The sequence below is a fragment of the Arthrobacter sp. Y3221159 genome (assembly GCF_059089885.1).
This window is the reverse complement of record NZ_JBNHFC010000014.1, coordinates 85926-108984: the sequence shown is the minus strand read 5'-3', so window position 1 is coordinate 108984 and position 23059 is coordinate 85926. Positions and strand designations below refer to the sequence as shown.

The following is a 23059-nucleotide window of genomic DNA, read 5'->3' as shown; positions in this document are numbered from 1 at the left end:
GCGCTGATCCTCAGACAACGAACTAGACGCACGCATAAAACTGCTCCCCGGGAGTCGGAACTGAATTTCTCAGTCCAACTCCCGGGGAGCAGTTCAACTGCTGTGCGGGAACGGCCCCCTTTTTTGTTGCCGTACGGCGCGCGGCCTACGGCTGGGCTGAAGCCTTTTTCCGGGTGAGCGCGTTCCAGCGGGCAGCGAGCCCCCACTTGGTCACGTTGACCATGGCCTCGAGAACGATATTGCCGCTCATCTTCGATGCGCCGAGTTCACGCTCCACGAAGGTGATGGGACGTTCCTCGATGCGCAGGCCCATCCGGGACACCCGCCAGGCCAGGTCCACCTGGAAGCCGTAGCCCACCGAGTCCACCTGGTCCAGGTTGAGTTTCTCCAGGGTGGTCCGGCGGAACGCACGGTAACCGCCTGTCACATCCTTGATCTTCAGGCCCAGCATGAGGCGCGCATACGTGCTGCCCACGCGGGAAATCGCCTGGCGGTACAGCGGCCAGTTCACCACGCGTCCGCCGGGCACCCAGCGCGAACCCATCGCCAGGTCCGCGCCGTGATCGATGGCTTCCAGGAGCTGGGGCAGCTGCTCCGGCTGGTGGGAGCCGTCCGCGTCCATTTCCACGAGCACGTCGTAGCCGGCATCCAGGCCCCACTTGAAACCCGCGATGTATGCGGCGCCCAGGCCCTCCTTGCCCTTCCGGTGCAGGACATGGACCTGGGAGTCTTCGGCAGCGATAGCGTCCGCAAGCTGGCCGGTGCCGTCAGGGCTTTTGTCATCCACCACCAGGACATCCGACGCCGGAACAGCCGAGCGGAGCCGCTGAAGGGTTTTGGGCAGCGATTCCAGTTCGTTGTAGGTGGGAATGATCGTTAGGACGCGCACAAAGGGCCTTTCCTGGGAGGAGCGGTCGGTGTGCACCTGACGGCCTGGCTAGCCGCCGGCAGGCGCAGCTACCCATTATAGGGCGGCGGGGCGCAGGCTCAGGAACGCAGTGCCTGGCTGGAGAACAATTCGACGCCGTCCCGAACGGTCTGCAGGCATACCGGGTCGTTGCCGGTATCCAGGGCGGGCAGCAGAGGAGTCCGGGCGCGGGGGTCGGTGCTCCACGACTGGACGCGCCCGTCGGCCACCTGGACCATCAGCTCCTCCACCTCCCAGACGGCGAAACTGGCGGGGGCACCCGGCACGAGCTGGCCCGCCATGGGGTTGTGGTATCTGGCCGCCCGCCAGCCTGCACGGGTGTGGCCCAGGAACGCGGCGCGGGCAGAAATCCGTTCCTCCGGGTTGTGGTGCTCCAGGCAGGCGCGGACACTGGACCACGGCCGCAGCGGGGTCACCGGACTGTCGCTGCCGAAGCAGACAGGGACGCCGGCAGCGTACAAGGTGGCGAAGGGATTCATGGCGGCGCTGCGCTCCCCCAGTCGCTGCTGGTACAGCCCCCCGGTGCCGCCCCAGGCGGCATCGAACGCGGGCTGGGCGCTGACTGTCACCGAGTAGCGGGACAGCTTTTCGGTTGCAGCAGCGTCGACCATCTCAACGTGCTCGAAGCGGTGGCCCGCCGCCCGTACGCGCTGCTCCCCCACCTGCCCGGCGGCGAGGTCCAGGGCGGACAGCGCAGTGTCCAGGCCGGCGTCCCCGATGATGTGGAAGCCGCCCGGGACGCCCAGCAGGGAACAGGCGGCGAGATGCGCTGCGGCCTCGTCCACACCCAGGTAAAGCGAGCCCCGTTCTTCCGGGGCGTCACTGTAGCCGGACCGCAAGGCGGCAGTCCGCGACCCGACCGATCCATCGATGTTCAGGTCGCCGGCCAGTCCGCGGAGTCCGAAGCCAAATCCGTCCAGCACGCTGCGGGCGTGGTCTTCCGAGGACACAAGTTCGCCCCAGTAAGCTAGGACCTCCGGGACGGAGGGGGCCTCGGGCCCGGTGCTGTTCCATGATGCTGCCAGGCGCAGGTCGTCGGCCCCGCCGATATGCGGAGCGCCCATCTCCGCCACAGCAACATAACCGTTGGCGGCCGCCTCGGACAGGGCACGGGCCTGGTGCCGGCGGAGGTCGGCCGCCGGAAGTCGGCGGGCAGCCTGCCTCGCCGCAGTATGGGCGGCACGCCTGACCCGGGGACCGCCGTCGAACCCGTCCTGGTCATGCAGCCCAGCGGACCGGGCCAGCGACGCCGAAACCAGGGCCGAGTGCACGTCCACCCGGGAGAGGTAGACGGGCCTGCCGGCTGACGCCCGTTCCAGTTCCTCAGCGGTGGGCAGGGCGGCGTCCGCCCAGGTGGTCTCATCCCAGCCGTGGCCCAGGACCGGTCCGTCGCCGGGCGCTGCTGCCACTGCATCCAGCAGCTCCCGCGCGGAGGAGATTCCGCCCAGCTGCAGGGATTCCAGCGCGATCCCTGTCTCGGTCAGGTGCATGTGCGAATCGACGAATCCGGGAGCGACGAGTGCGCCCCGCAGGTCGATGACGTCCATGGAATTGTCGGCTATGGAGGAGGCGGCCTGCTCCGAGCCCACCCACGCCACGGTGCCACCGTCCACGAGCATGGCGGTGGCGAAGGGGTCGGCAGCGCTGTAGACGGAACCGTTGCGGTAGAGGACAACTGGCGGACGGGACGGGTTTGCGGGACCGGGCTGGGTCATATTTGGGCAGGGCTCCTGGAAATTGCGTGCCGGCGGCTGGGCCGGGGAAAAGTTAGAGGACAGAGGAATACGCCACGACGCCGCGGCGGACCAGGGTGATGGCCTCGGCGCACAGCCGGGCGATCCGGGGCTCAAGGCCGGGGATCTTGGCCAGCTGGTCCAGCAGGTCCACCACCTGTTTCACCCAGCGGACAAAGTCGCCCGCCGCCAGGTCCGTCCCGCTCAGGACATCCTGGAGATGCCGGCCCCGTGCCCACTTGTAGATGGGCCACACCAGTCCCAGTTCCGGTTCGCCGGTCAGCGGAAGCTTGTTCTCCTCTTCCACGTCCTCCAGCGCCGACCACTCACGCACCACGATGTCCACCGCGGTCTCCAGGGAGACGCTGGGCATCCGGGGCCGGAGGCCGCGGTCTTCCCGCTTGGCCTGGTACACCAGGGCACTGGCAAGGGCTGCGACTTCCACCGCGTCAAGATCGTCGAAGGCGCCCAGCCGCAGGGATTGGGAGATCAACAGGTCCTTCTCGCCGTAGATCCGGCGCAGGCGCTGGCCGTCAGGGCTGATGAGCAGCCGCCCCTCCCCGGCGTCCTCCAGGTAACCGTAGGCGGAGAGGACATCGCAGACGCGGTCGAAGGTCTTGGCAATGGTGTTGGTGCGGCCCTGGATTTGCCTGACCAGTCCATCCGTTTCCCGCCGGAGTTTCCACCAGCGCTCCGACCACCGGGCGTGGTCCTCACGCTCGCTGCACCCGTGGCACGGGTGTGCGCGCAGGGCCCGCCGCAGGTCCGCGATGCGTTTCTCCTGGTTGGGCATGGCGCTGGCGCGGCCGAAATCGTTGTTGCGGTTGTGCCCCGGCGCTGGCGGGCGGTTTTCCCGCAGCGCGTTCCGGGCGGAAGACGCCAGGTCACGGCGCGACTTTGGCACCTTGGCATTGAACGACTTCGGAATCCGGATCCGGGTAACGGGCGAAATGGGGCCTTCCAGATCGTCGGTGCTGATCCGGCGCAGCTGGTTGTCCAGGGTCAGGACGGCGGGCCGGGGCTCGCGGCTGCTGTGGTCGGAACTCAGGACGATGGCCGGGCCGGGCGCCCTGCCGCCGGGGACGTTGACCACGTCGCCTGGGAGGAGCCGGGCCAGCGAGTCGTCGCTGAGCGACTTCCTGGCCCGGGACTTCGCCCGGGAGGTGGCGTTTTCCGCATCCGACAGTTCCCGGCGCAGCCGTGCATATTCGGTGAAGTCGCCCAGGTGGCACGTCATGGATTTGGCGTAACCGGCGAGGGATTCCTCGCGGCTGCGAACCTGCCTGGCCAGGCCCACCACGGACCGGTCAGCCTGGAACTGGGCGAACGAGGATTCCAGGATCTCGCGCGCCCGCGCACGGCCAAATTGTGCCAGGAGGTTGATGCTCATGTTGTAGGTTGGCCGGAAGCTCGAGTTCAACGGGTAGGTGCGCCGGGATGCCAGGCCCGCCACCGCCGTCGGATCCGTGCCCGGCTGCCACAGCACCACCGCGTGGCCTTCGACGTCGATCCCGCGCCGGCCGGCACGGCCAGTCAGCTGCGTGTACTCGCCGGCCGTGATATCCACGTGGGCTTCGCCGTTGAACTTGTCCAGTTTCTCGAGCACCACTGAACGGGCCGGCATGTTGACGCCCAGGGCGAGGGTCTCCGTCGCGAAGACGGCCTTGACCAGGCCATCCGCGAAGAGCTTCTCCACCACTTCCTTGAACGTGGGCAGCATTCCGGCGTGGTGCGCGGCGAACCCGCGGAGCAGGCCGTCCCGCCAGGTCCAAAAGCCCAGTACGTCCAGGTCATCCGGGGGAATATCGTAGCCGGCCTCGTCCACCCGCTGGGCGATGATCCGCTGTTCCTTCTCAGTGGTCAACCACAGCCCCGAGCCGACGCACTGGGCCACCGCGGCGTCACAGCCGGCACGGGAGAAGATGAAGGTGATGGCCGGCAGCAGGTCCATTTTGTCCAGGCTGGCAATCACCTGGGGCCGGCTGGCCCTGCGCACGCCGTTCGGTTCGGCTCCCCGGACAGGGCGGTCGTTGCCGCGGCGGCCGCGCTGGCCCGGGCCTGGCCTGCTCCGGAAGCCTTGCTGGCCCTCGCTGCGGGCAATGGCCAGGAGGTCGGGATTCACATCGAACCCCCGGCCTGTGCCGGTGTTTTGCACCTGTGCCTGCCCGGGATCGTCGGCATCCACCGGCGGGGCAATCTCGTCGAACGTGGTTTCGCCGGCGAACAGGTCCATGATCTGGCGGCCCACCATGACGTGCTGCCAAAGGGGAACAGGCCGGTGCTCGGACACAATGATGTCGGTATCGCCGCGGACAGTGTCCAGCCAGGCACCAAACTCCTCAGCATTGGAGACTGTGGCACTGAGGGAAACCACCTGGACCTCGCTGGGAAGGTGGATGATCACTTCCTCCCACACGGCACCGCGGAAGCGGTCGGCAAGGTAATGCACTTCGTCCATCACCACGTAGCCCAGGTCGTCCAGGGTGGCGGAATCGGCATACAGCATGTTCCGCAGGACCTCGGTGGTCATTACCACCACGGGGGCATCGCCGTTGATGCTGGTATCCCCCGTCAGCAGGCCCACCTTTTCGGCGCCGTACTTGTCGGCCAGCTCAGTGAACTTCTGGTTGCTCAGCGCCTTGATGGGGGTGGTGTAGAAAGCCTTGAGACCCCGCTGCAGGGCGAGGTAGATGGCGAACTCGCCCACGATGGTCTTGCCGGCGCCCGTGGGTGCAGCCACCAGGACACCCCTGCCGTCCTGGAGGGACCGGCAGGCCTGCTTCTGGAAGTCGTCCAGCTCAAAGTCCAGCGTGCGGATGAACGCTCCGAGGTCCGAGGAGGCCTCGGCCCTTCGCTCGGCGCTGGCCCTGTACCGTTCCGCCGGTGAGGGCTCGTCATCGCCGGGAGCCGTGGAGGAAGGTCCGCTGGAAGATGGGCCTGAAGCAAACGGCCCGGTGTTGGTGGACATACACCAAGCCTAATGGGAGCTCAGAGGTTCTTCAGCTCACTGCTCGGGGTGGCGATGTCAGCCGTGGCCTCTGTTTCCGCCGCCCTCTTGGCCTGGCGGCGGTCACGGCGCTTGTCATTCATGAGGCAGATGCCAATGGCCGCGAAGAAAAGAACAAGCAGCGGGCCCGCCAGCATAAACATGGAGATGGCGTCAGCCCCGGGGGCCGCAATTGCGGCAAGGACGAAGACCAGGAAGACCGTTATGCGCCACGCCTTGAGGATGGTACGGCCGGTGATAACACCCGCCATGTTGATGCCTACCAGCACCACGGGAACCAGGAATGCGATCCCCAGTACCAGAACCATCCGGGTGACGAACTCGATGTACGTTCGCGCGTCGATGACGCTCGACGAGCCGTCCGGCGTGAACTGGGTCAGTGCCCGGACCACCTGCGGCACCACGAGCCAGCCCGCCCAGATTCCGGCGAGGAACAACGGAACCGCTGCCGCCATGTAGCCCAGCGTGTACCGGCGCTCCTTGGAAGTAAGCCCCGGAGTGATGAAGGCCCACAGCTGGTAGATCCAGATGGGGCTGGAAATAACCGCCCCGATGAGGAGCGACATCTGCAGCTTGAAGTCGAACGGGGAGGCAATGGTCCCGAAGTTGATTGCCGAGAGTCCCCCGGTCTGCTGGGAGATGCGGTTGACCGGGTCGGCCAGCGCCTTCAGCAGCGGATCGTAAAGTATCCAGCCCCCAATACCGCCGAGGACCACGCCAATGGCGGACTTGATCAGCCGGTTCTTGAGTTCCTTGAGGTGGTCCCAGAGTGACATCCGCCCCTCAGGGTTGGCTTTACGGGCCCGCGACAGTGCCACTGGGGGTCAGGCGCGGTTCGACGGCGGGACGTCCGTGCCGTCTGTCGGCTCACCGGGCTTCGCCTTGGGGTGGTTCACGATGGTGCCTTCCACCGGGCCGGAGGCGTCGGTGGTGTCGGTTTTGCCGTCGTTCTTCATTTCCTTGACCTCGGACTTGATGATCCGCATGGACTGGCCGAGGCTGCGTGCCATGGCCGGAAGTTTGGGCGCGGCAAAGAGAAGCAACGCGACGACGATGATAATGACGATTGGCCAGGGGCCATCAAAGAGTCTTCCCATGGGAAATCCTTTCCTCTAAATACATCCTACTTCTATGTGAAGTCGAGATCCCCGAGCGCCTGCGGCTGGCCCCGGTCCGCTTTGCGCTGGACCCTCCGGCGGCGGCGTTCTTCCCGCCGCGCTGACGTGGATGCCTCGTAATCATGTCGCATGACGGCAGGCGAGGCAAAAACCGCGGATCCGGGCATGGTGGCCAGCGTTGCTGCCGGCTCCTCCTGCTCCTGGAACGGGCCCAGCTGCCCCAGCTTTTCCCCAGCCGCCCCCAGGTCCTTGACCGTCGCCATGAACTGGCGGAAGAGACGGATGCCCAGAAGGACATAGAACAGCAAGGAGAGCGCGACCAGCGCCACCCACAAAAGGATCCAGGACCACCAAGGCATGCTGAGAAGTCTATCCGCCGTACCGGGCCAGCGACGCCGCCAGCCACTCCCGCGCCGCTGACGCCAGATCCCCCGGTGCCAGGATCCGCGCCGCACCGCCGTGCTGGGCCACGAACATCGGGAGCCACGCCGTGTTGCCGAACCGGATCTCGGCAACCAGGCCGCCGTCGGGAAGCTCTGCCGTCCGCTCGGCGTAGTAGTCGTCTGCCAGTCCCCTCCCCTGCCGGGTGAGCTGGACGGTGACCGTGGTGTCGTCGTCGTTCGGGGTGAAGAGTTTGGCGGGGACTCCCGCAGCAGGCGTGATGCCCTCCGCCACGGGCCGTCCATTGGGACGGACATCCTGGACGCGGTCAAGGCGGAAGTTCCGAAAACCGTCCACCAGGTGGCAGTACGCCTCGAAGTACCAGGTGTTGTCGAGGGAGTAGAGCCTGAGCGGATCCACGTCACGTTCGGTGACCTTGTCGCGTTGCGGGGACAGGTATGTCAGATGCAGCTGGGCTCCTGATTCGATGGCCTGCCGGACGGTGGCGTGGGTGGCGGCATCGGCAGGTTCCATCTGCGGTCCGGCGAGGGACGCCGCCCGCAGGCCCTCCTCGCCCGCAGCAGCCAGCAGCTTGAGGGTAACGGACTCAAGGGCGCCGCCCTCGGCGATGCCGGGGAGTCCGTTGAGGGTTTCGAGGCCGGTCAGGAGCGCACAAGCCTCTTCCACCGTGAACCGGACCGGCCGCTTGAGGTCCAGGTCCTGGGTGATGAAGACATGGTCGTTCTCCCACTGGATGTCCAGCAGGTCATCCGGATACCCTTCCGGAAGCCCCGAGCAGATGAGGATCCGCAGGTCGTCTTCGAGCTCCTTCCGGCTCACGCCGAAGTGGCGTGCCACGTCCTGGATGTGCAGGCCCTGGTTGTGCACCAGGAACGGAACCAGTTGGAGCATCCGCTTGAGCTGGTCCTCGGAGGTCCGGGGACGCGACTGCCGTGCACGGGCCGGCGGGAAGGAGTAGTCCGGCGCCGGCGAGTCACTGAAGGCGGCGGCAGCGCGCAGCCTCCTTCGGACCGCTTCCACCAGCTCTTCCGGGGCGGTAGCGACGGCGTCGGGCCCGTACGATGCGAGTTCCTCGGCGAGAATTTCGGGGTCTCGGTAGTGCAGGCTGATCCGGTCATAGCCGGCGGCGGGACCTGCGCCATCAGTGGGAGGGGAAACCGGCAGGGCGCGGCGCCGCAGGGCGAGCAGGCGGCCCTCCCTCACCTGTACGACGGCGGTGCGGAGCGGCAGTTCGGGGAGGCGGTCCAGTTCCGCGCGGATGTTGAAGTCGGCCGGTGCCGAGTACTGGTCGTTGTCCAGGGTGGCCACGGCACTGGTGAAGCGGGACAGGCGGAAGTGTCGCGTGGCCTGGCGTGCCCGGTCGTGGCCCACCAGGTACCACTGCCCGAACCTGCTGCCGAGGCCCCACGGCTCCACAGTCCGCTCTTCCTCCTTGCCGGTGCTGCCCGCAAGGTACCGGAAGGTGACCGGGTGCCGTGCATGCATGGCAGCAACGAGGTCGTCGAAGGCCTGCCCGGCGGGCTTGATGCGCGGCTGCAGGCCGGCGGGCAGTTCCACGTCAGCCATCCGGCCTGACGCCTGGAGCTTGCGGAGGGCGCTTTGCGCGGCTGTGCCCAGGGCGGCGCGCTCCCACAGCTGTGAAGCCAGGAGGAGCACGGTCCATTCTTCCGGGTCCAGCTGGACGTCCGGCAGGCGGTTGGATTCCTTGCCGATGCGGTAGCGGGTGGTGGCGGGATCGTCCCCGCTCCAGCCAAGGTCCGTCAGTGTTTCCACCTCGAAGCCGAACTGGCGCAGGTCGTTCTTGTCCCGCTCGAACATCCTGCCAAAGGCAACATCATTGCCAGAGGTGTCGTGGTACACCTTTTCCCGCAATTCGCTGCGGCGCAGGCCGTACCGGGTATTCAGGAGCGCGATCAGCAGATTGAGGAGTCGTTCAGTGCGGGATGCGGACACTCTGGCTACGTTACTAAACTCCGGGCGGAACGCAGAAAGCGCGGCAACTGCCGGAAACTGAACGTCCCGGCGGTTGCCGCGTTTTCAAGGGGCGGAACCGTTCGATGCCGCCCGTCAGCAGCTGTAGGGTCAGCGGACGCCGACGAGGTCCACAACGAAGATGAGAGCCTCGTTGGGCTTGATGGCGCCGCCTGCTCCACGGGAGCCGTAGGCCAGCTCGGAGGGGATCTCCAGCCGGCGGCGGCCGCCCACCTTCATGCCCAGCAGGCCCTGGTCCCAGCCCTGGATGACCTGGCCAACGCCCACACGGAAGTCCAGCGGCGCGCCGCGGCCCCACGAGGCGTCGAATTCTTCACCGGTGGACCAGGCCACTCCGACGTAGTGGGTGGAGACGGTGTCCCCTGCCTTGGCTTCGCGGCCGTCACCTTCGATGAGGTCCTTGATGACGAGTTCGGTGGGAACGTCGCCTTCCGGGAAATCGATCTCGGGCTTCTGGCGGTCGAATTCCCGCTGTCCGAATGACATGGTTGCTCCTTTGTGGGTGCTGATGGTTGGTACCACAAGCCAGCCGGCTGCGGCCTCCTTGTAAGTCTTGCTACTTGGCGCCGAGGATGTCCACTACGAAGACAAGATCGCCCTTTGCCTCGCCCTGGCCCGCGTCGCCATAGGCCAGGTCCTTCGGGATGACCAGCAGGACGCGGGAACCGACGGTCTTGCCGGCCAGGCCCTGTGTCCAGCCCTTGATGACACCGGTCAGCGGGAAGCTTGCCGGTTCGCCGCGGTCGAAGCTGGAATCGAACTTGGTGCCGCCGGCCAGTGTCACGCCCACGTAGTTGACTGTCAGGGTGTCGCTTTCCTTGACCACGGCGCCGTTGCCCTTGATGAGGTCCTGTGACACCAGCGCGGTGGGCGCGGCTACGCCTTCGACGTTGATCTCCGGTACGCCGTCCTTCTCGGTCACGGTGGGCAGTCCCGCGGGAGGGGTGACGGTCTCGCCTTCCGGCTTCTCAAGCGCCGGCGTCACATCGGTGGCCGAGAGGACCTTGATCACGAGGAGCTGGGTGGGCTGGGCCTCCGCACCGGCGGTGGCAGCCTGTCCCGGAACTGCCAGCGCAAGGCTTGAGCCCACCTTACTGCCTACAAAGGCGTTGTAGATGACGGGGCTGCCGGTTTTCAGTTCCTCGTTGAGTTCCAGGGGTTCCGGATCGTTGGGGAACGTATCTTCGAGGGTGGCGCCGTCGGTGCCGTTGAGGGCAAGGATGGAGATGTTGGCGATCTGGTCTGCCTTCACCGTTTCCCCGCTGCCTTCGCTGACCACCTTGATGGTGGGTTCGGCCACCTCGAGCGGCTTGGTGAACTCCACGCCTGGGGCCTTCTTGTCACCGTTGTCGGTCAGTTTAAGGGTGTCGAACTTTGCAGTCTCGCCAGCGGATTGGCTGGTGGGTTCCGGCTCTGCGGGGTTTGAGCCGCCGCAGGCGGTGAGCAGCAGCAGGCCGGGAAGAAGGATTGCTAGTAGTCGGCGCACGTAAGAGAACTTTCGTCGGGGCAGGATGGATGCGATGCTCCGCGTTGCAGCGGCCGTGATCGCGGCAGGCCCTGGTAAAGGGCCTTATCCAGAATAGACCCTGAAGCTGGGTGTCAGCCCATAGAGTCAAGAAGCGCATCCACGCGCTCGTCGACGCTCCTGAACGGGTCCTTGCAGAGGATGGTCTGGTGGGCACGGTCGTTGAGCTTCAGGTGTACCCAGTCCACGGTGTAGTCGCGGCCCAGTTCCTGGGCCCGCCGGACGAAGTCGCCGCGCAGCTTGGCCCGGGTGGTCTGCGGCGGGGCGTCGACGGCGTCCTTGATGACGGTGTCGTCCACGATCCGCCGCACCGCACCGCGGGACTGCAGCAGGTAGTACAGGCCGCGGCCGCGGGAAATGTCGTGGTAGGTCAGGTCAAGCTGCGCAATCCTGGGCGCATCCAGGCCCAGCCCGTGGCGTTCGCGGTAGTTGTCCATCAGCTTTTTCTTGATCGCCCAGTCTATTTCGGTCTCGATACCGCGGGAATCCCCGCTTTCGATGGCCTTGAGCGTACGCTCCCACAGATCAAGGATCAACGGGACATGCGGGTTGTGGGCACCGTTTTCCTTCACGAAGGCGGTGACCTTGGTCAGGTATTCCTGCTGGATTTCGAGGGCGGTGAGCTGGCGGCCATTGGCCAGCCGGACCAGGGCCCTGCCACTGAGGTCGTGCGAGATCTCGCGGATGCTGCGGATGGGGTTCTCCATCCTCATGTCCCGCATGATCACACCGGCCTCGATCATCCGCAGGACGAGGTCCACCGTGCCCACTTTCATCAGGGCAGTAGCTTCGGACATGTTCGAATCGCCCACGATGACGTGCAGCCGGCGGTAGAACTCGGCGTCGGCGTGGGGTTCGTCGCGAGTGTTAATGATGGGGCGCGAGCGGGTGGTGGCCGAGGAGACGCCCTCCCAGATGTGGTCCGCGCGCTGCGAGAACGCGTACGTCGCCCCGTGCGGCGTCTTCAGGATCTTGCCCGCACCGGCGATGAGCTGGCGGGTGACCAGGAACGGAATCAGGATCTCGGCCAGCCGGGAGAACTCACCGCGGCGCGGGATGAGGTAGTTTTCATGGCTGCCGTAGGAGTTGCCGGCGGAGTCCGTGTTGTTCTTGAACAGGTAGACGGTGCCGTTGAACCCCTCCGCGGCCAGCCGCGCCTGGGCCTCATCCACGAGGTCGTCCAGGATTAGCTCGCCCGCCCGGTCGTGCGCGATCAGTTGGGCAAGGTCGTCGCATTCGGCGGTGGCATACTCGGGGTGGGAACCCACGTCCAGGTAAAGCCTGGAACCGTTGGTGAGGAACACATTGGACGAGCGGCCCCAGCTGACCACCTTGCGGAAGAGGTACCGGGCCACCTCCTCCGGGGCAAGAGGCCTGGAATCGGGGCTCGAATAGGAGATCCCAAACTCGGTTTCAATACCGAAGATTCTCTTGTCCATGTTTCCTCCTAGGCCAGCAGTGCAGTGATGTCCGCGTCGTTCAGCCGGCGGAAGGCGCGCCGGGAGCCGCGTGTACTCTCGGACAGCCTGTCCAAGACTGCAACTTCCAGCGCCCTGGCCGGCATCGCCTTGGCTGATTCATCCGAATCGGCTGCCGGCGCCAGCCCGGACAGGGCCAGCCGGACGGCCTCGGAGAAGCTGAGCGTGCTGCGCCATCCGCCTTCAATGGCTGAAGAAACTTTCTCCGCCTGGCCACCCATGACCACGAAGCTGTGTTCGTCGGCGATCGAACCGTCGAAGGTCAGCCGATAGAGGTGGTCCTCCTCCTGGGTGGGACCAACCTCGGCCACAGCGAGTTCCACCTCGAAAGGTTTCTGCTCCGCGGTGAAGACGGCGCCCAGGCTCTGTGCGTAGACGCTGGCAAGGCCGCGCGCGGTGACGTCCTCGCGGTCGTACGAGTATCCGCGGACGTCCGCGTACCGGACGCCGGCCTGCCGGAGGCTTTCAAATTCGTTGTATTTCCCGACGGCGGCGAACGCGATCTTGTCGTAGATCTCGCCGATTTTGTGCAGTGACGGTGACGGGTTTTCCGCCACGAGCGCTATCCCGTCGGCGCAGCTGATGACCACCACGGACCTGCCTCGGGCGATGCCTTTCCGTGCGAAATCCGCACGGTCCTTCATCAGCTGCTCGGGCGATACGTAAAACTGCTGCGTCATCTCAGGCCTCCCGTCCGGCAATGGTGCGGGCTTCGATGACGTTGCGTGCCGCGGCGGCGAGTTCAGCCTCGGGAATCCGGCGGGCGCCGGAGCTGTCCACCGTATAGACCACGGGCCACAGCTGGCGGACGGTGTCGGGGCCGCCTGTGGCCGAATCGTCGTCGGCGGCGTCGTAAAGGGACTCCACCGCGACGGCAAGCGCTTCTGCCGCCGTGAGGTTGGGCCGCCACAGTTTCTTCAGGGCTCCGCGTGCGAAGACCGAACCGGACCCCACGCTGTGGTGTTCGTGCTCCTCGTACCGGCCACCGGTCACGTCATAGGAGAAAAGCCTTCCCACGCCGGCGCTGGTGTCGAATCCGGCGAACAGGGGGACGACGGCCAGGCCCTGCAGGGCGAGCGGCAGGTTGCCGCGGATCATGGCCCCCAGGCGGTTGGCCTTGCCCTCGAGGCTGAGGAGCGTGCCTTCGATTTTTTCGTAATGCTCAAGTTCAACCTGGAACAACCGCGTCAGGTCTATGGCAATGCCGGCAGTCCCCGCGATGCCCAGAACCGAGAACCGGTCCGCGGGGAACACCTTTTCGATGTGCCTGCTGGCGATGACATTCCCCATGGTGGCTCGCCGGTCCCCCGCCATCAGCACGCCGCCGTCGTAGCTCATGGCGACGATCGTGGTGGCGTGCGGAACCTGCAGCGGGGCAGCTGCGGACGCAGCACCCTGAGGGGACCGGCTAAAGGGCAAAAGCTCCGGCCGGTCCCGCTGCAGATGTTCCGTAAAGGACGAGGTGGCGTTGGCGGCTACCTGGTTGGCGGTTGATTCCTGCACTCATGAACTCCTTGAACGTAGTACTAAAGTCGGTACAGATTCCGTCCGTCCGGGGCTTCCGCCACCTTTCCGGTCCGGGTTACTGGCCGCCTTTTTGGACGAATGCCCGGACGAATTCTTCGGCGTTGGATTCCAGAACGCCGTCGATCTCGTCCAGAAGGTCGTCCACGCCTTCCGTGGATGCCGAAGCCTGGGCTTCCGGCGGTGCGGGTGGCGCCTCAGGAATGTCCTCGTCGACCTGGCTGTCGCGTGATTGCGGCTGCGTTTGCTCCTGGCCTGCCATCGTTTTCCCTCCTTCTATGGATCATTGGATCCGGCGGATCCTCCGATATGCCAATCCTGCCACGCTGGCGGCCGTCCGGCGCGGTTTACGCCGCAGGCGGAGCGGTATTGTGTCCCAACAACTCTGCGAGGAAGGGACCCGCTTCCCGATAGCGTTCGAACAACGCTCCGGTGAGGGTTTTGGTTCCCCTCAGCGGCTCCCTGGTGGGCACCCGCTGCAGCCGGCCATATCCGGGAACGTCAAAGATCACCGAGTCCCAGCTCGCGCCCACCACATCCTTGCCGAAGCTGCTGATGCACTTGCCCCGGAAGAATGCGCGGGTGTCGGCCGGGGGCTCCCCGACGGCGGCGGCGATCGCGGCGTCGTCCACGATCCTTTGCATGCGACCCCTCGCAAGGAAGCGGTAGTACAGCCCCTTTTCGGGCCGGATATCGGACCATTGCAGGTCCACGAGTCCCAGCCGGGCGTCATCCCAGTCCAGGTTGTCCCGCTGGCGGTATCCGTCCAGGAGCGAGAGTTTCGCGAGCCATTCAACGGAACTGGCTGCCGCCGCCCGGTTGCTGTCCAGCTGGGTGAGCACTGTGGCCCACCGCTCCAGGACATCATGCGTGTGTCCGTCCCCGTCCACGGCATCGCCGACGCCCGTATCCTGTGCCAGCTTGGCCGCTGCCTCGTGGTACATCCACTGCAGGTCCAGGGCGGTGACCCGCCGTCCGTCGAGCAGCCGCATTGTTGCCGTCAAGGACGTATCATGGCTGACCGTCTGGAGGGCCTGCACAGGTTCGTACACCTCGACTTTTGGCGCCAGGCCTGCCTCGATCAGGCTGAGGACCATGGCGGTCGTCCCGAACTTCAGGTAGTTGGACACCTGGCTGAGGTTGGCATCACCAATGATCACGTGCAGGCGCCGGTACTTGTCGGCGGTGGCGTGCGGCTCGTCCCGCGTGTTGATGATGGGCCGGCGGATGGTTGTTTCCAGGCCCACCTCGGCCTCGAAGAAATCGGCGCGCTGGCTGATCTGGTAGCCGGACGCGGAAGCGTCCTGGCCAATCCCCAGCCGGCCGGCCCCGCAAAAGATCTGGCGGGTCACGAAGAACGGCGTCAGCCCCCGCACGATGTCGCCGAAGGGCACCGAGCGCGGCATGAGGTAGTTTTCGTGCGAGCCGTAGGACACGGACTTGTTGTCCGTGTTGTTCTTGTACAGGTTAACCGGCGGGAGGTCAGGGTCCGCGGCCAGCCGCCGCACGGCCGCCAGCCCCACCAGGTCGCCGGCGGCATCCCAGGTGACTGCGTCGCGCGGGTTGGTGACCTCGGGGCTCGAATACTCGGGGTGGGCGTGGTCCACGTACAGGCGTGCACCGTTGCCGAGGACCATGTTCATCAGGAGCGTGCCGGACTCGTCCTGCCCGTCGAGTTCGAGTTCCTCACGGCCGTACGCCAGGGCTACCGCCTCGGCGTCCAGGACGGGCGGCTGGTCGGTCAGCTGGCTGGGGTGTGCCGCGCCGCGGTCCACGGTCCAGCCGCGGGCGTCGTGCAGCGGCTCCTCGTCGGTGTAGTCCCAGCGCGTTTCGGCGCCCCCGGCGGCGCGCTGCCGGGTGACCTGGGCGTAGGCCTGGACCACCCGGGCACTCATCATGGTGGCGTTGGCGGAAGGCGCGGACGGGGCATGGATGCCGTATTCGGTTTCCGCGCCCATCACCCGCATGGCCCCGCCGGCGGGGAGTGCTCCCCCGGCGGCGGGTTCCGGTGCAGCCGTCATAGATACTGTCCCGTGGTGGGCATGGTTTCGATCGACTTGCCAGGCTCCTGGCCGGCCTTGCCCTGCACGATGGTGCGGATGTAGGTGATCCGCTCGCCCTTCTTGCCGGAGATCCGGGCCCAGTCATCGGGGTTGGTGGTGTTGGGCATGTCCTCGTGCTCACGGAATTCGTCCACGACAGCCCGCAGCAGGTGCTCGATCCGGAGCCCCTTCTGGTGGGTGGTCAGGAGGTCCTTGATGGCGTACTTCTTGGCGCGGTCCACAACGTTCTGGACCACGGCGCCGGAGTTGAAGTCCTTGAAGTACAGCATCTCGGTGTCACCGTTGGCGTAGGTGACTTCCAGGAATTCGTTCGACTTGTCGGTGGAGTACATGGCCTCCACCGTCCGCTGGACCATGGCGTCCACCGTTGCCTGGACATCGCCGTCGTGCTCGGCCAGGTCGGATTCGTGGAAGGGCAGGTCGGTGGTGATGTACTTGTTGAAGATATCGGCCGCCGCTTCGGCGTCCGGGCGGTGGATCTTGACTTTGACGTCCAGCCGGCCGGGCCGGAGGATGGCCGGATCGATCATGTCCTCGCGGTTGGAGGCGCCAATGACAATGACGTTGTCCAGCCGCTCCACGCCGTCGATTTCGCTCAGCAGCTGCGGCACGATGGTTGTTTCGACGTCGGAGGAGATGCCGGTGCCGCGCGTGCGGAACAGCGAATCCATCTCGTCGAAGAACACTACTACCGGGCTGCCGTCCGAGGCCTTTTCCCGTGCCCTGGAAAAGATGAGGCGGATGTGCCGTTCGGTTTCGCCGACGTACTTGTCTAGGAGTTCCGGACCTTTGATGTTCAGGAAGTAGCTCTTGAGGTCCACGTTGCCGGAGCGCTCCGCGGCGCGGGCGGCGAGGGAGTTGGCAACGGCCTTGGCGATGAGGGTTTTGCCGCAGCCCGGAGGCCCGTAGAGCAGGATGCCCTTGGGCGCCTTCAGCCCGTGTTCCCGGTAGAGGTCCGGGTGCAGGAACGGAAGTTCGACGGCGTCGCGGATCTGTTCGATCTGCGGGCCGAGGCCGCCGATGTCCTCGTAGGTGATGTCCGGGACTTCTTCCAGGACGAGGTTTTCCACCTCGGAGCGGGGCACCTTTTCCAGCGCGTACCCGGTCCGGGAATCGATGGAGAGCGCATCGCCCACGCGGAGTTTCTCGGCAAGGAGGGCGCCGGAGAGGCGGACCACCCGTTCTTCGTCGGCGCGGCCCACCACCAGGGCGCGGTCGGCGCCGAGCATTTCCTTGAGCGTGGCCAGTTCGCCGGCCCGTTCGTAGCCGAGGCCGGCCACGATGAGGAGTGCTTCATTCAGCAGGACTTCCTGGCCCACGGCGAGCTGGTTGATGTTCACCAGCGGGCTGATGCCGACGCGCATTTTCCGGCCGGCGTTGAAGATGTCAGCGGATTCCTCCGTGGCAGCCTGCCCGCTGCCACCGGGCACCGGAGGGCGCTTGGGGTTCAGCTGGAGGATGGTGCCGAAGCTGTACGGCGGCTGTCCTTCCTGGTCCAACGCGTTCTTCAGCCGGAGGATCTCGGCTTTCGCGGTCTCAAGCATGCTGACCAGCTTGGTGTTGTTCTGCGTTGCGGCAGCCAACTGTCGGTCGATGTGCCTGAGCTTGTCCCGGAGGATGTTGACCTGGCGGTCGGCAACCGAGAGGTCATTGGCGGCAGACTGCTCTGCCGGTGTACGTCCGGAGTCCTGGTTTGGAGTCTCCATTTGTATCAGCCCCTTCCTGCGCTTCTATTAAGACATTAGCCCCAAGAAGGCAGGTAGGGATGGCGACTCCCGAAATGTGGACTAGTTCGTGACCTCCGGGCCGTCCTTGACATTGGTGCCGGCAATCGCGTCGCGGGCGGCGCGGCGCAGCTTCTTGTCGGACACCAGCCGCTCCCCCACGGCACCGGGCGTCCAGGCGTTGACGTCTTCTTCGTTGAATTCGGTCTTTGACGGGCGGCGCTTGACCGAGATGCCGGTGACGCCGTCGGCCAGCCTGCGCGTGACCAGGAGGAAACCGGTGTGGGCCACCATGCGGTGGTCGGGGCGGACGGCCAGTCCCTCGAGGTGCCAGCCGCGGACCAGGGACTCCCAGGCGTCCGGTTCGGTGAAGCGCCCATCTGCACGGATGGCTTCGGCCGTGCGGGAAAGCTGGGTGACCGTGGCGACGTAATTGATCCAGACGCCGCCGGGGGCCAGGACGGTGGCGACGGCGTCGAGGCACTCCCAAGGTGCCAGCATGTCCAGGACCACGCGGTCCACAGAGCCGGGCGCCTCGCTGCGGACCACTTCCTCCTGGAAGTCACCGAGGGAGATCTGCCATGCGGGGTGCGGGCCGCCGAAGATGGTTTCCACGTTTCCGCGGGCGATGTCCGCGAACTCCTCGCGCCGTTCGAAGGAGTGCAGGTAGCCCTGGTCGCCTACGGCGCGGAGCAGGGAGATGGAGAGGGCGCCTGAGCCCACACCTGCTTCCACCACGCGGGCGCCCGGAAAGATGTCCGCCATGGTGACGATCTGGCCGGCGTCCTTGGGGTAGACGACGGCCGCGCCCCGCGGCATGGACAGCACGAAGTCGGAGAGCAGCGGGCGCAGGGTCTGGTACTGCTGGCCAACGTTGTTGACCACCACGGAGCCGTCCACCTTGCCGATGATGTCGTCATGGTTGAGGAAGCCTCGGTGGGTGTGGAACGCGCCGCCGCGCTCAAGGGTGACGGTGTTCATGCGTCCGCGCTCGTCGGTGAGCTGGACGCGTTCGCCTTCCCGGAACGGCCCGCGGCGCCTGGCCGCTCCCACCGGCTGCGAGCTGCCGGCGGCGGCGCCGGACCCGGCTGCTGCTGTGGCGTCGTTGACGGCGGTTTCGCTGCTCATGATGTTCCTCGCTCCTGTAAACCTGTGGGCCGCGCAGAGATGTGCTGTGGCAGACATGGTGGCTTCTGCGGCGGCGATGCACACCGGCAGGTAACTCTACCGGTTCTGGCCCTGCGGGCGCCTATCGGGCCGCGGCCGCTTCCCGGTGATGGCTGCCAGCACCGCCTCCTGCGAGAGCAGGCCGGTGACCCTGCCGTTATGGTCGATCACGGCGTAGTGGTGCCCTGCCACCTGGGAAAGGAAGGTGATGAGCTCCTGTCCTTTCGCCCATTCCGGGACGTACGCGCCGGGGGCCAGCGCAAAGGAGACTGCTGTAACGGGGGTGGAAGGGGCGGCAGCAGGCGGAACGGCAGCCAGTGCCGTGGCATCCACCACAGCCTGGGGCCGGCCGTCAGGTCCGTACACCACCACGAAGCTTTGTCCCGCGGCCCCGTGGCGCAGTGCGTCCTGGACCGTCGCGGTAGCGGGAAGTCCGACGGCGGGGCTCGCCAGGGCCTGCGCGCTGACCAGTGGCAGCCGGCGGCGGAGCGTGCCCTGCTGGATTGAAGCGGAGGCGCCCATCCACAGGAACCCTCCCACCAGGACGGTGATCAGGACCAGGCTGAATTCAGGTTCTTCGCCGGCGAGCAGGGGGCGGAGAAGGAACCAGTACGCAATGGCGATCACGATGATACGGCCGCCCCAGCCGGCGGCGATGGTTCCCTTGGCTTGGCTTCCGGTGGCTTTCCAGACTGCAGACTCCACCAGCCGGCCGCCGTCGAGCGGCAGCCCGGGCAGCACGTTGAAAACGGCGATCAGGAAGTTGGCCCACATGAAAATGTTGATGAGGATATCCGCCACACTGCCCAGCGTTGCAGAGGAAAGCAGCAGCCAGGCGCCGCCGGCCAGCACAAAGTTGGCTGCAGGCCCGGCCAGGGCCACCAGCACCGACCTTCCCGGCGAAGCGGTGAAGCTTTCGAATTGGGTGTGGCCGCCCCAGAGGTTAAGGACAATCTTCTGCGTGGGCCAGCCGTAGATCCTGGCGGTCAGGGCGTGGGCCAGTTCGTGGACAAGCACGGAAATCAGGAGCAGGACTGCGTAGGCGAACGCAATGATGTAGGCGCTGGCGCCGAGGGCGGGGTTGCTGCGGCCAAGGACCGGGCCGTAAGCGATCACTGTGAAGGCGGCGATGATGAACCACGAGTAGGCGAGCACCACGGGCACGCCGGCGATTCTGCCGAGCGGGATGCCTTCGCGGCGCACTGGAGTGGGAGTCTCAGTCACGGGCATGTCCGACGGCGGAGGCCGGCTCCCCTGCGCTGCCCGCGGCAAGGGCCTGGCTTGCTGGCAGGAGGGCCTCCAGGTCAGGCAGGGACCGGCCGGAAAGGGAGTCCCACAGCGTGTAGCGGCTGTCCCCCGGCAGCGGAACAATGTGGGGTATGGCCACCGTGGGCACCCCAGAGGCAACGGCTGCTGCCACGCCCGGCGCCGAGTCCTCGAGCGCCACGCAATGCTGGATGCCCAGGTCCGGGTCGCGTTCCTGTAGCCGCTCTACGGCCGTGAGGTAGGCCTCGGGGTGGGGCTTTCCCCGGGACACGGTATCGCCGGTCACGAGGATTTCGAAGTATGGGCGGGGCAGGCTTTCCACCACCTGCCGCGCGAGGGGGCCCTCGGACATGGTGACCAGGGCGCACCGGACCCCGGCCTGGTGAAGCTCCTCAAGGAGTTCCCGTGCACCGGGCCGCCAGGGCACCTGCTGCCGTACGCTGCTGATGACCGTGGAGGTAAGGCTGTCGATGATCTCGCGGATCCCCATCCGGACCCCGGCCTCCTGGAGGAGCCCCGCCGAAAACGTGAGGGACTGACCCACCAGTTGCATGGCCTGTTCATGGGACCATGAGCCGCCATGGGCTTCCACGAGTGCGCGCTCCGCGGCGATCCAGTAGGGCTCGGTGTCCACGATGGTCCCGTCCATATCCCAGAGGACGGCTTTGAGCGGGGAACTGGAGGCAGGCGATCGCATGTGCCCAGTCTACGGGGACTTGCTGGACGGACCCTGTGGGCTTACGCCCTTGGCCGAATCCGGGATGGTTCCCGGCCGCTGGATGTGTATCCGGTGATTTGCGGCGCTTCAGTCATGCGCGGGGAAGCACCTTGGACGTAGGGTGAAGAAATGAATAGCTTCGAGGGAGACACCGACGCACCGGGTGCCGGACCCGAGCGGGAACGGTTCCTGCAGCCCGTGGCTGACGGGGAACGCGTAACCGTGATGCTTGCCGCCTTTGAAGGCTGGAACGACGCCGGGGAGGCGGCCAGCGATTCGCTGCGCTACCTGAACAAGCTGTGGGGTGGCAAGAAGGTGGCGTCCATAGACGCCGATGAGTATTACGACTTCCAGTTCACCCGCCCTACGGTCCGCAGGAATGCCGCCGGCGAACGCAAGATCAAGTGGCCCTCCACCCGTATCTACAAGGCAAGCGCACCCAACTCCAATGTGGACGTTATCTTCGTCCAGGGTACGGAGCCGTCCTATAAATGGCGCGCCTACACGGCCGAGTTGCTGGTGCATGCGGAAACGCTGAACGTTGACTACGTGGTGCTGGTGGGTGCCTTGCTGGCGGACGTCCCGCACAGCCGGCCCATCCCGGTCAGCACGTCCTCGGACGATGCGCCGCTGCGGGAACGCATGAACCTTGAAGCCTCGCAGTACGAAGGTCCGGTGGGCATTGTGGGCGTTCTGGCCGAGGTGGCGCTCCTGGCGGGCATTCCCACCGTTTCGCTGTGGGCCGCCGTACCGCACTATGTGGCGCAGGCGCCGTCACCCAAGGCACAGCTGGCCCTCCTGCACCGGATCGAGGAACTGCTCCAGGTGCCGCTGGATACGCACGAGCTGGCAGAGGAAGCGGATGCCTGGGAGCGGGGCGTGGACGAACTTGCCACCGAAGACCCCGAGATTGCAGCGTATGTCCGTCAGTTGGAGGAAGCGAAGGACACCGCGGACCTGCCGGAAGCAACCGGGGAATCCATTGCCCGCGAGTTCGAGCGCTACCTGAAGAGACGGGGCCAGGACAGGCCCTGACCCCGTATAACCCGATTCAAAGGGACCTGACGGGAAAACCTTCCCGTCAGGTCCCTTTGCTTTAAGCCCCGGAACCGTGTGTGAAGGCCTAGAGCCGGATGCCCAGGAGGGCGTCCACCGCATCCTTCACGAGGTCCCGGTCGGCGGGGCTGGCGGCAGCACCGCCGTCGGTCGCCTCGCGTGCCCACCGCGACACTGCGGCAACGGCCGCCGGTGCGTCAAGGTCAGCGGCCAGCGCAGCCCGCATGTCGGCAATCAGGGGTTTGGCGGAACCTGACGGGGCGTGCTCGAGGGCCCGGCGCCAGGCGGCGAGGTCGGCTTTCGCAGCGCCAAAGCCTTCGTCAGTCCAGGACCAGTCGGAGCGGTAGTGGTGGGCCAGGATGGCGAGCCGGATGGCGGCGGGGTCCTCCCCCGCGGCCCGCAGCTTGGAAACCAGCACCAGGTTGCCCTTGGACTTGCTCATTTTCTCGCCGTCGAGCCCCACCATGCCCGCATGCGCGAAGTGCCTGGCCAGCGGCACACCCGCGAGCGAGAACGCGTGGCCGGCGCCCATTTCGTGGTGCGGGAAGATCAGGTCAGAGCCGCCGCCCTGGACGGTGAACGGGGACGGCAGGTACTTCTGCGCGATCACTGTGCATTCGATGTGCCAGCCGGGCCGGCCCGCGCCGAGGCTGCCGCCGGGCCAGCTCGGCTCGCCGTCGCGTGCCACGCGCCACAGCAGCGGGTCAAGGGCCTGGCGCTTTCCTGCACGGCCGGGATCGCCGCCGCGTTCCGCGAAAAGCTCCAGCATTTCGCTCTCCGGCAGTCCCGAAATGCTGCCCAGGCTCCATGCTCCCGGTGCCACAGACTGCTTGCCGGCCGCTTCGACGTCGTAATAGACGTCACCATCCGGCTCCCCGTTGGTGCCTTCAACCGTGTAGGCCAGGCCGAGGCTGACCAGCCGCTCCACCTCGGGCACGATCAGTCCAATGGATTCAACCGCACCCACGTAATGGTCCGGGGAGAGGACGTTGAGCGCCTCCATGTCTGTCTGGAACAGCTCGATCTGGCTGGCGGCGAGGTCCCGCCAGTCCACTCCGGTGGCCGTGGCCCGTTCCAGCAGCGGATCGTCGACGTCGGTCACGTTCTGGACGTAGGAGACGTCCTTGCCAGCATCGCGCCACGCCCTGTTGAGCAGGTCGAAGGCCACGTAGCTGGCTGCGTGGCCCATGTGCGTGGCGTCGTAAGGGGTGATGCCGCAGACGTACATGGACGGCCGGGCCTCAGGCTCAAGCTCCACCTCGCGGCCTGCCGCAGTATCGAACAACCGGATGGCAGGCATGCTTCCGGGCAGGGCAGGAACGGGGAGGGAAGACCAGGATTTCACACACCAAGCCTAG

Annotated in this window: 20 protein-coding genes; 1 reads left to right on the top strand and 19 read right to left on the bottom strand. The window is 66.2% G+C overall.

The genetic code is table 11. From position 1 onward, the window contains the following. Positions 1 to 145: 145 nt before the first annotated feature. The 18 genes from AC5RT3_RS15185 to AC5RT3_RS15100 form a co-directional block, all read right to left on the bottom strand. A complete protein-coding gene (locus AC5RT3_RS15185) occupies positions 146 to 889 on the bottom strand; it encodes a polyprenol monophosphomannose synthase (protein WP_494052351.1) in 744 nt (247 codons plus the stop codon). Between the two features lie 98 nt (positions 890 to 987). Beyond that, positions 988 to 2643, bottom strand: coding sequence for an amidohydrolase (locus AC5RT3_RS15180; protein WP_494052350.1), 1656 nt, complete (start codon positions 2641 to 2643; stop codon positions 988 to 990). A gap of 52 nt (positions 2644 to 2695) precedes the next feature. After that, positions 2696 to 5629: a DEAD/DEAH box helicase gene (locus AC5RT3_RS15175; RefSeq protein WP_494052349.1), complete on the bottom strand. Its 2934-nt coding sequence runs from the start codon at positions 5627 to 5629 to the stop codon at positions 2696 to 2698. A gap of 20 nt (positions 5630 to 5649) precedes the next feature. After that, complete coding sequence (tatC, locus tag AC5RT3_RS15170; RefSeq protein WP_494009186.1) at positions 5650 to 6444, bottom strand: twin-arginine translocase subunit TatC; 795 nt, start codon at positions 6442 to 6444, stop codon at positions 5650 to 5652. A 48-nt stretch (positions 6445 to 6492) separates the two neighbouring features. Further along, positions 6493 to 6765 (bottom strand): Sec-independent protein translocase subunit TatA, encoded by a 273-nt coding sequence (gene tatA / locus AC5RT3_RS15165; RefSeq protein ID WP_009358592.1) that lies wholly within the window; start codon positions 6763 to 6765, stop codon positions 6493 to 6495. A 32-nt stretch (positions 6766 to 6797) separates the two neighbouring features. Beyond that, positions 6798 to 7145 carry a hypothetical protein gene (locus AC5RT3_RS15160; protein ID WP_494052348.1) on the bottom strand — a complete coding sequence of 116 codons (348 nt, stop codon included), beginning with the start codon at positions 7143 to 7145 and terminating at the stop codon, positions 6798 to 6800. Between the two features lie 10 nt (positions 7146 to 7155). Beyond that, on the bottom strand, positions 7156 to 9141 hold the full coding sequence (locus AC5RT3_RS15155) for a helix-turn-helix transcriptional regulator (protein WP_494052347.1): 1986 nt from the start codon (positions 9139 to 9141) through the stop codon (positions 7156 to 7158). A gap of 129 nt (positions 9142 to 9270) precedes the next feature. Beyond that, a complete protein-coding gene (locus AC5RT3_RS15150) occupies positions 9271 to 9666 on the bottom strand; it encodes an FKBP-type peptidyl-prolyl cis-trans isomerase (RefSeq protein ID WP_009358590.1) in 396 nt (131 codons plus the stop codon). Positions 9667 to 9736: 70 nt separating this feature from the next. Then, positions 9737 to 10666 carry an FKBP-type peptidyl-prolyl cis-trans isomerase gene (locus tag AC5RT3_RS15145; protein ID WP_494052346.1) on the bottom strand — a complete coding sequence of 310 codons (930 nt, stop codon included), beginning with the start codon at positions 10664 to 10666 and terminating at the stop codon, positions 9737 to 9739. A 113-nt stretch (positions 10667 to 10779) separates the two neighbouring features. After that, entirely contained in the window at positions 10780 to 12144 is a 1365-nt protein-coding gene (gene pafA, locus AC5RT3_RS15140; protein ID WP_407709467.1) for a Pup--protein ligase, read from the bottom strand. An 8-nt stretch (positions 12145 to 12152) separates the two neighbouring features. Further along, positions 12153 to 12863 carry a proteasome subunit alpha gene (gene prcA, locus AC5RT3_RS15135; RefSeq protein ID WP_494009180.1) on the bottom strand — a complete coding sequence of 237 codons (711 nt, stop codon included), beginning with the start codon at positions 12861 to 12863 and terminating at the stop codon, positions 12153 to 12155. A 1-nt stretch (position 12864) separates the two neighbouring features. Further along, on the bottom strand, positions 12865 to 13686 hold the full coding sequence (gene prcB / locus AC5RT3_RS15130; protein WP_494052345.1) for a proteasome subunit beta: 822 nt from the start codon (positions 13684 to 13686) through the stop codon (positions 12865 to 12867). 79 nt (positions 13687 to 13765) lie between these two features. Next, the gene (locus AC5RT3_RS15125) at positions 13766 to 13969 is read right to left on the bottom strand and encodes a ubiquitin-like protein Pup (RefSeq protein ID WP_009358585.1); all 204 of its coding nucleotides are present in this window, start codon (positions 13967 to 13969) and stop codon (positions 13766 to 13768) included. Positions 13970 to 14054: 85 nt separating this feature from the next. Continuing rightward, complete coding sequence (gene dop / locus AC5RT3_RS15120; protein ID WP_494052344.1) at positions 14055 to 15728, bottom strand: depupylase/deamidase Dop; 1674 nt, start codon at positions 15726 to 15728, stop codon at positions 14055 to 14057. Next, positions 15725 to 17476 (bottom strand): proteasome ATPase, encoded by a 1752-nt coding sequence (gene arc, locus AC5RT3_RS15115; protein ID WP_494052343.1) that lies wholly within the window; start codon positions 17474 to 17476, stop codon positions 15725 to 15727. Before arc ends, dop begins: the two co-directional genes overlap by 4 nt. 81 nt (positions 17477 to 17557) lie before the next feature. After that, positions 17558 to 18622, bottom strand: a complete 1065-nt coding sequence (locus AC5RT3_RS15110) for a tRNA (adenine-N1)-methyltransferase (protein WP_494009175.1) — start codon at positions 18620 to 18622, stop codon at positions 17558 to 17560. 96 nt (positions 18623 to 18718) lie between these two features. Then, positions 18719 to 19891, bottom strand: coding sequence for a site-2 protease family protein (locus AC5RT3_RS15105; protein WP_494124582.1), 1173 nt, complete (start codon positions 19889 to 19891; stop codon positions 18719 to 18721). Then, positions 19878 to 20624, bottom strand: a complete 747-nt coding sequence (locus AC5RT3_RS15100; protein ID WP_494124581.1) for an HAD family hydrolase — start codon at positions 20622 to 20624, stop codon at positions 19878 to 19880. The genes AC5RT3_RS15105 and AC5RT3_RS15100 overlap by 14 nt, the downstream gene beginning before the upstream one ends. 150 nt (positions 20625 to 20774) lie before the next feature. Between AC5RT3_RS15100 and AC5RT3_RS15095 the strand changes: the two genes are divergently transcribed. Then, entirely contained in the window at positions 20775 to 21680 is a 906-nt protein-coding gene (locus AC5RT3_RS15095) for a PAC2 family protein (RefSeq protein ID WP_494124580.1), read from the top strand. A gap of 88 nt (positions 21681 to 21768) precedes the next feature. Here the strand turns inward: AC5RT3_RS15095 and mshC are convergent, their stop codons facing one another. Continuing rightward, positions 21769 to 23046 (bottom strand): cysteine--1-D-myo-inosityl 2-amino-2-deoxy-alpha-D-glucopyranoside ligase, encoded by a 1278-nt coding sequence (mshC, locus tag AC5RT3_RS15090; RefSeq protein ID WP_494124579.1) that lies wholly within the window; start codon positions 23044 to 23046, stop codon positions 21769 to 21771. Positions 23047 to 23059 lie beyond the last annotated feature (13 nt).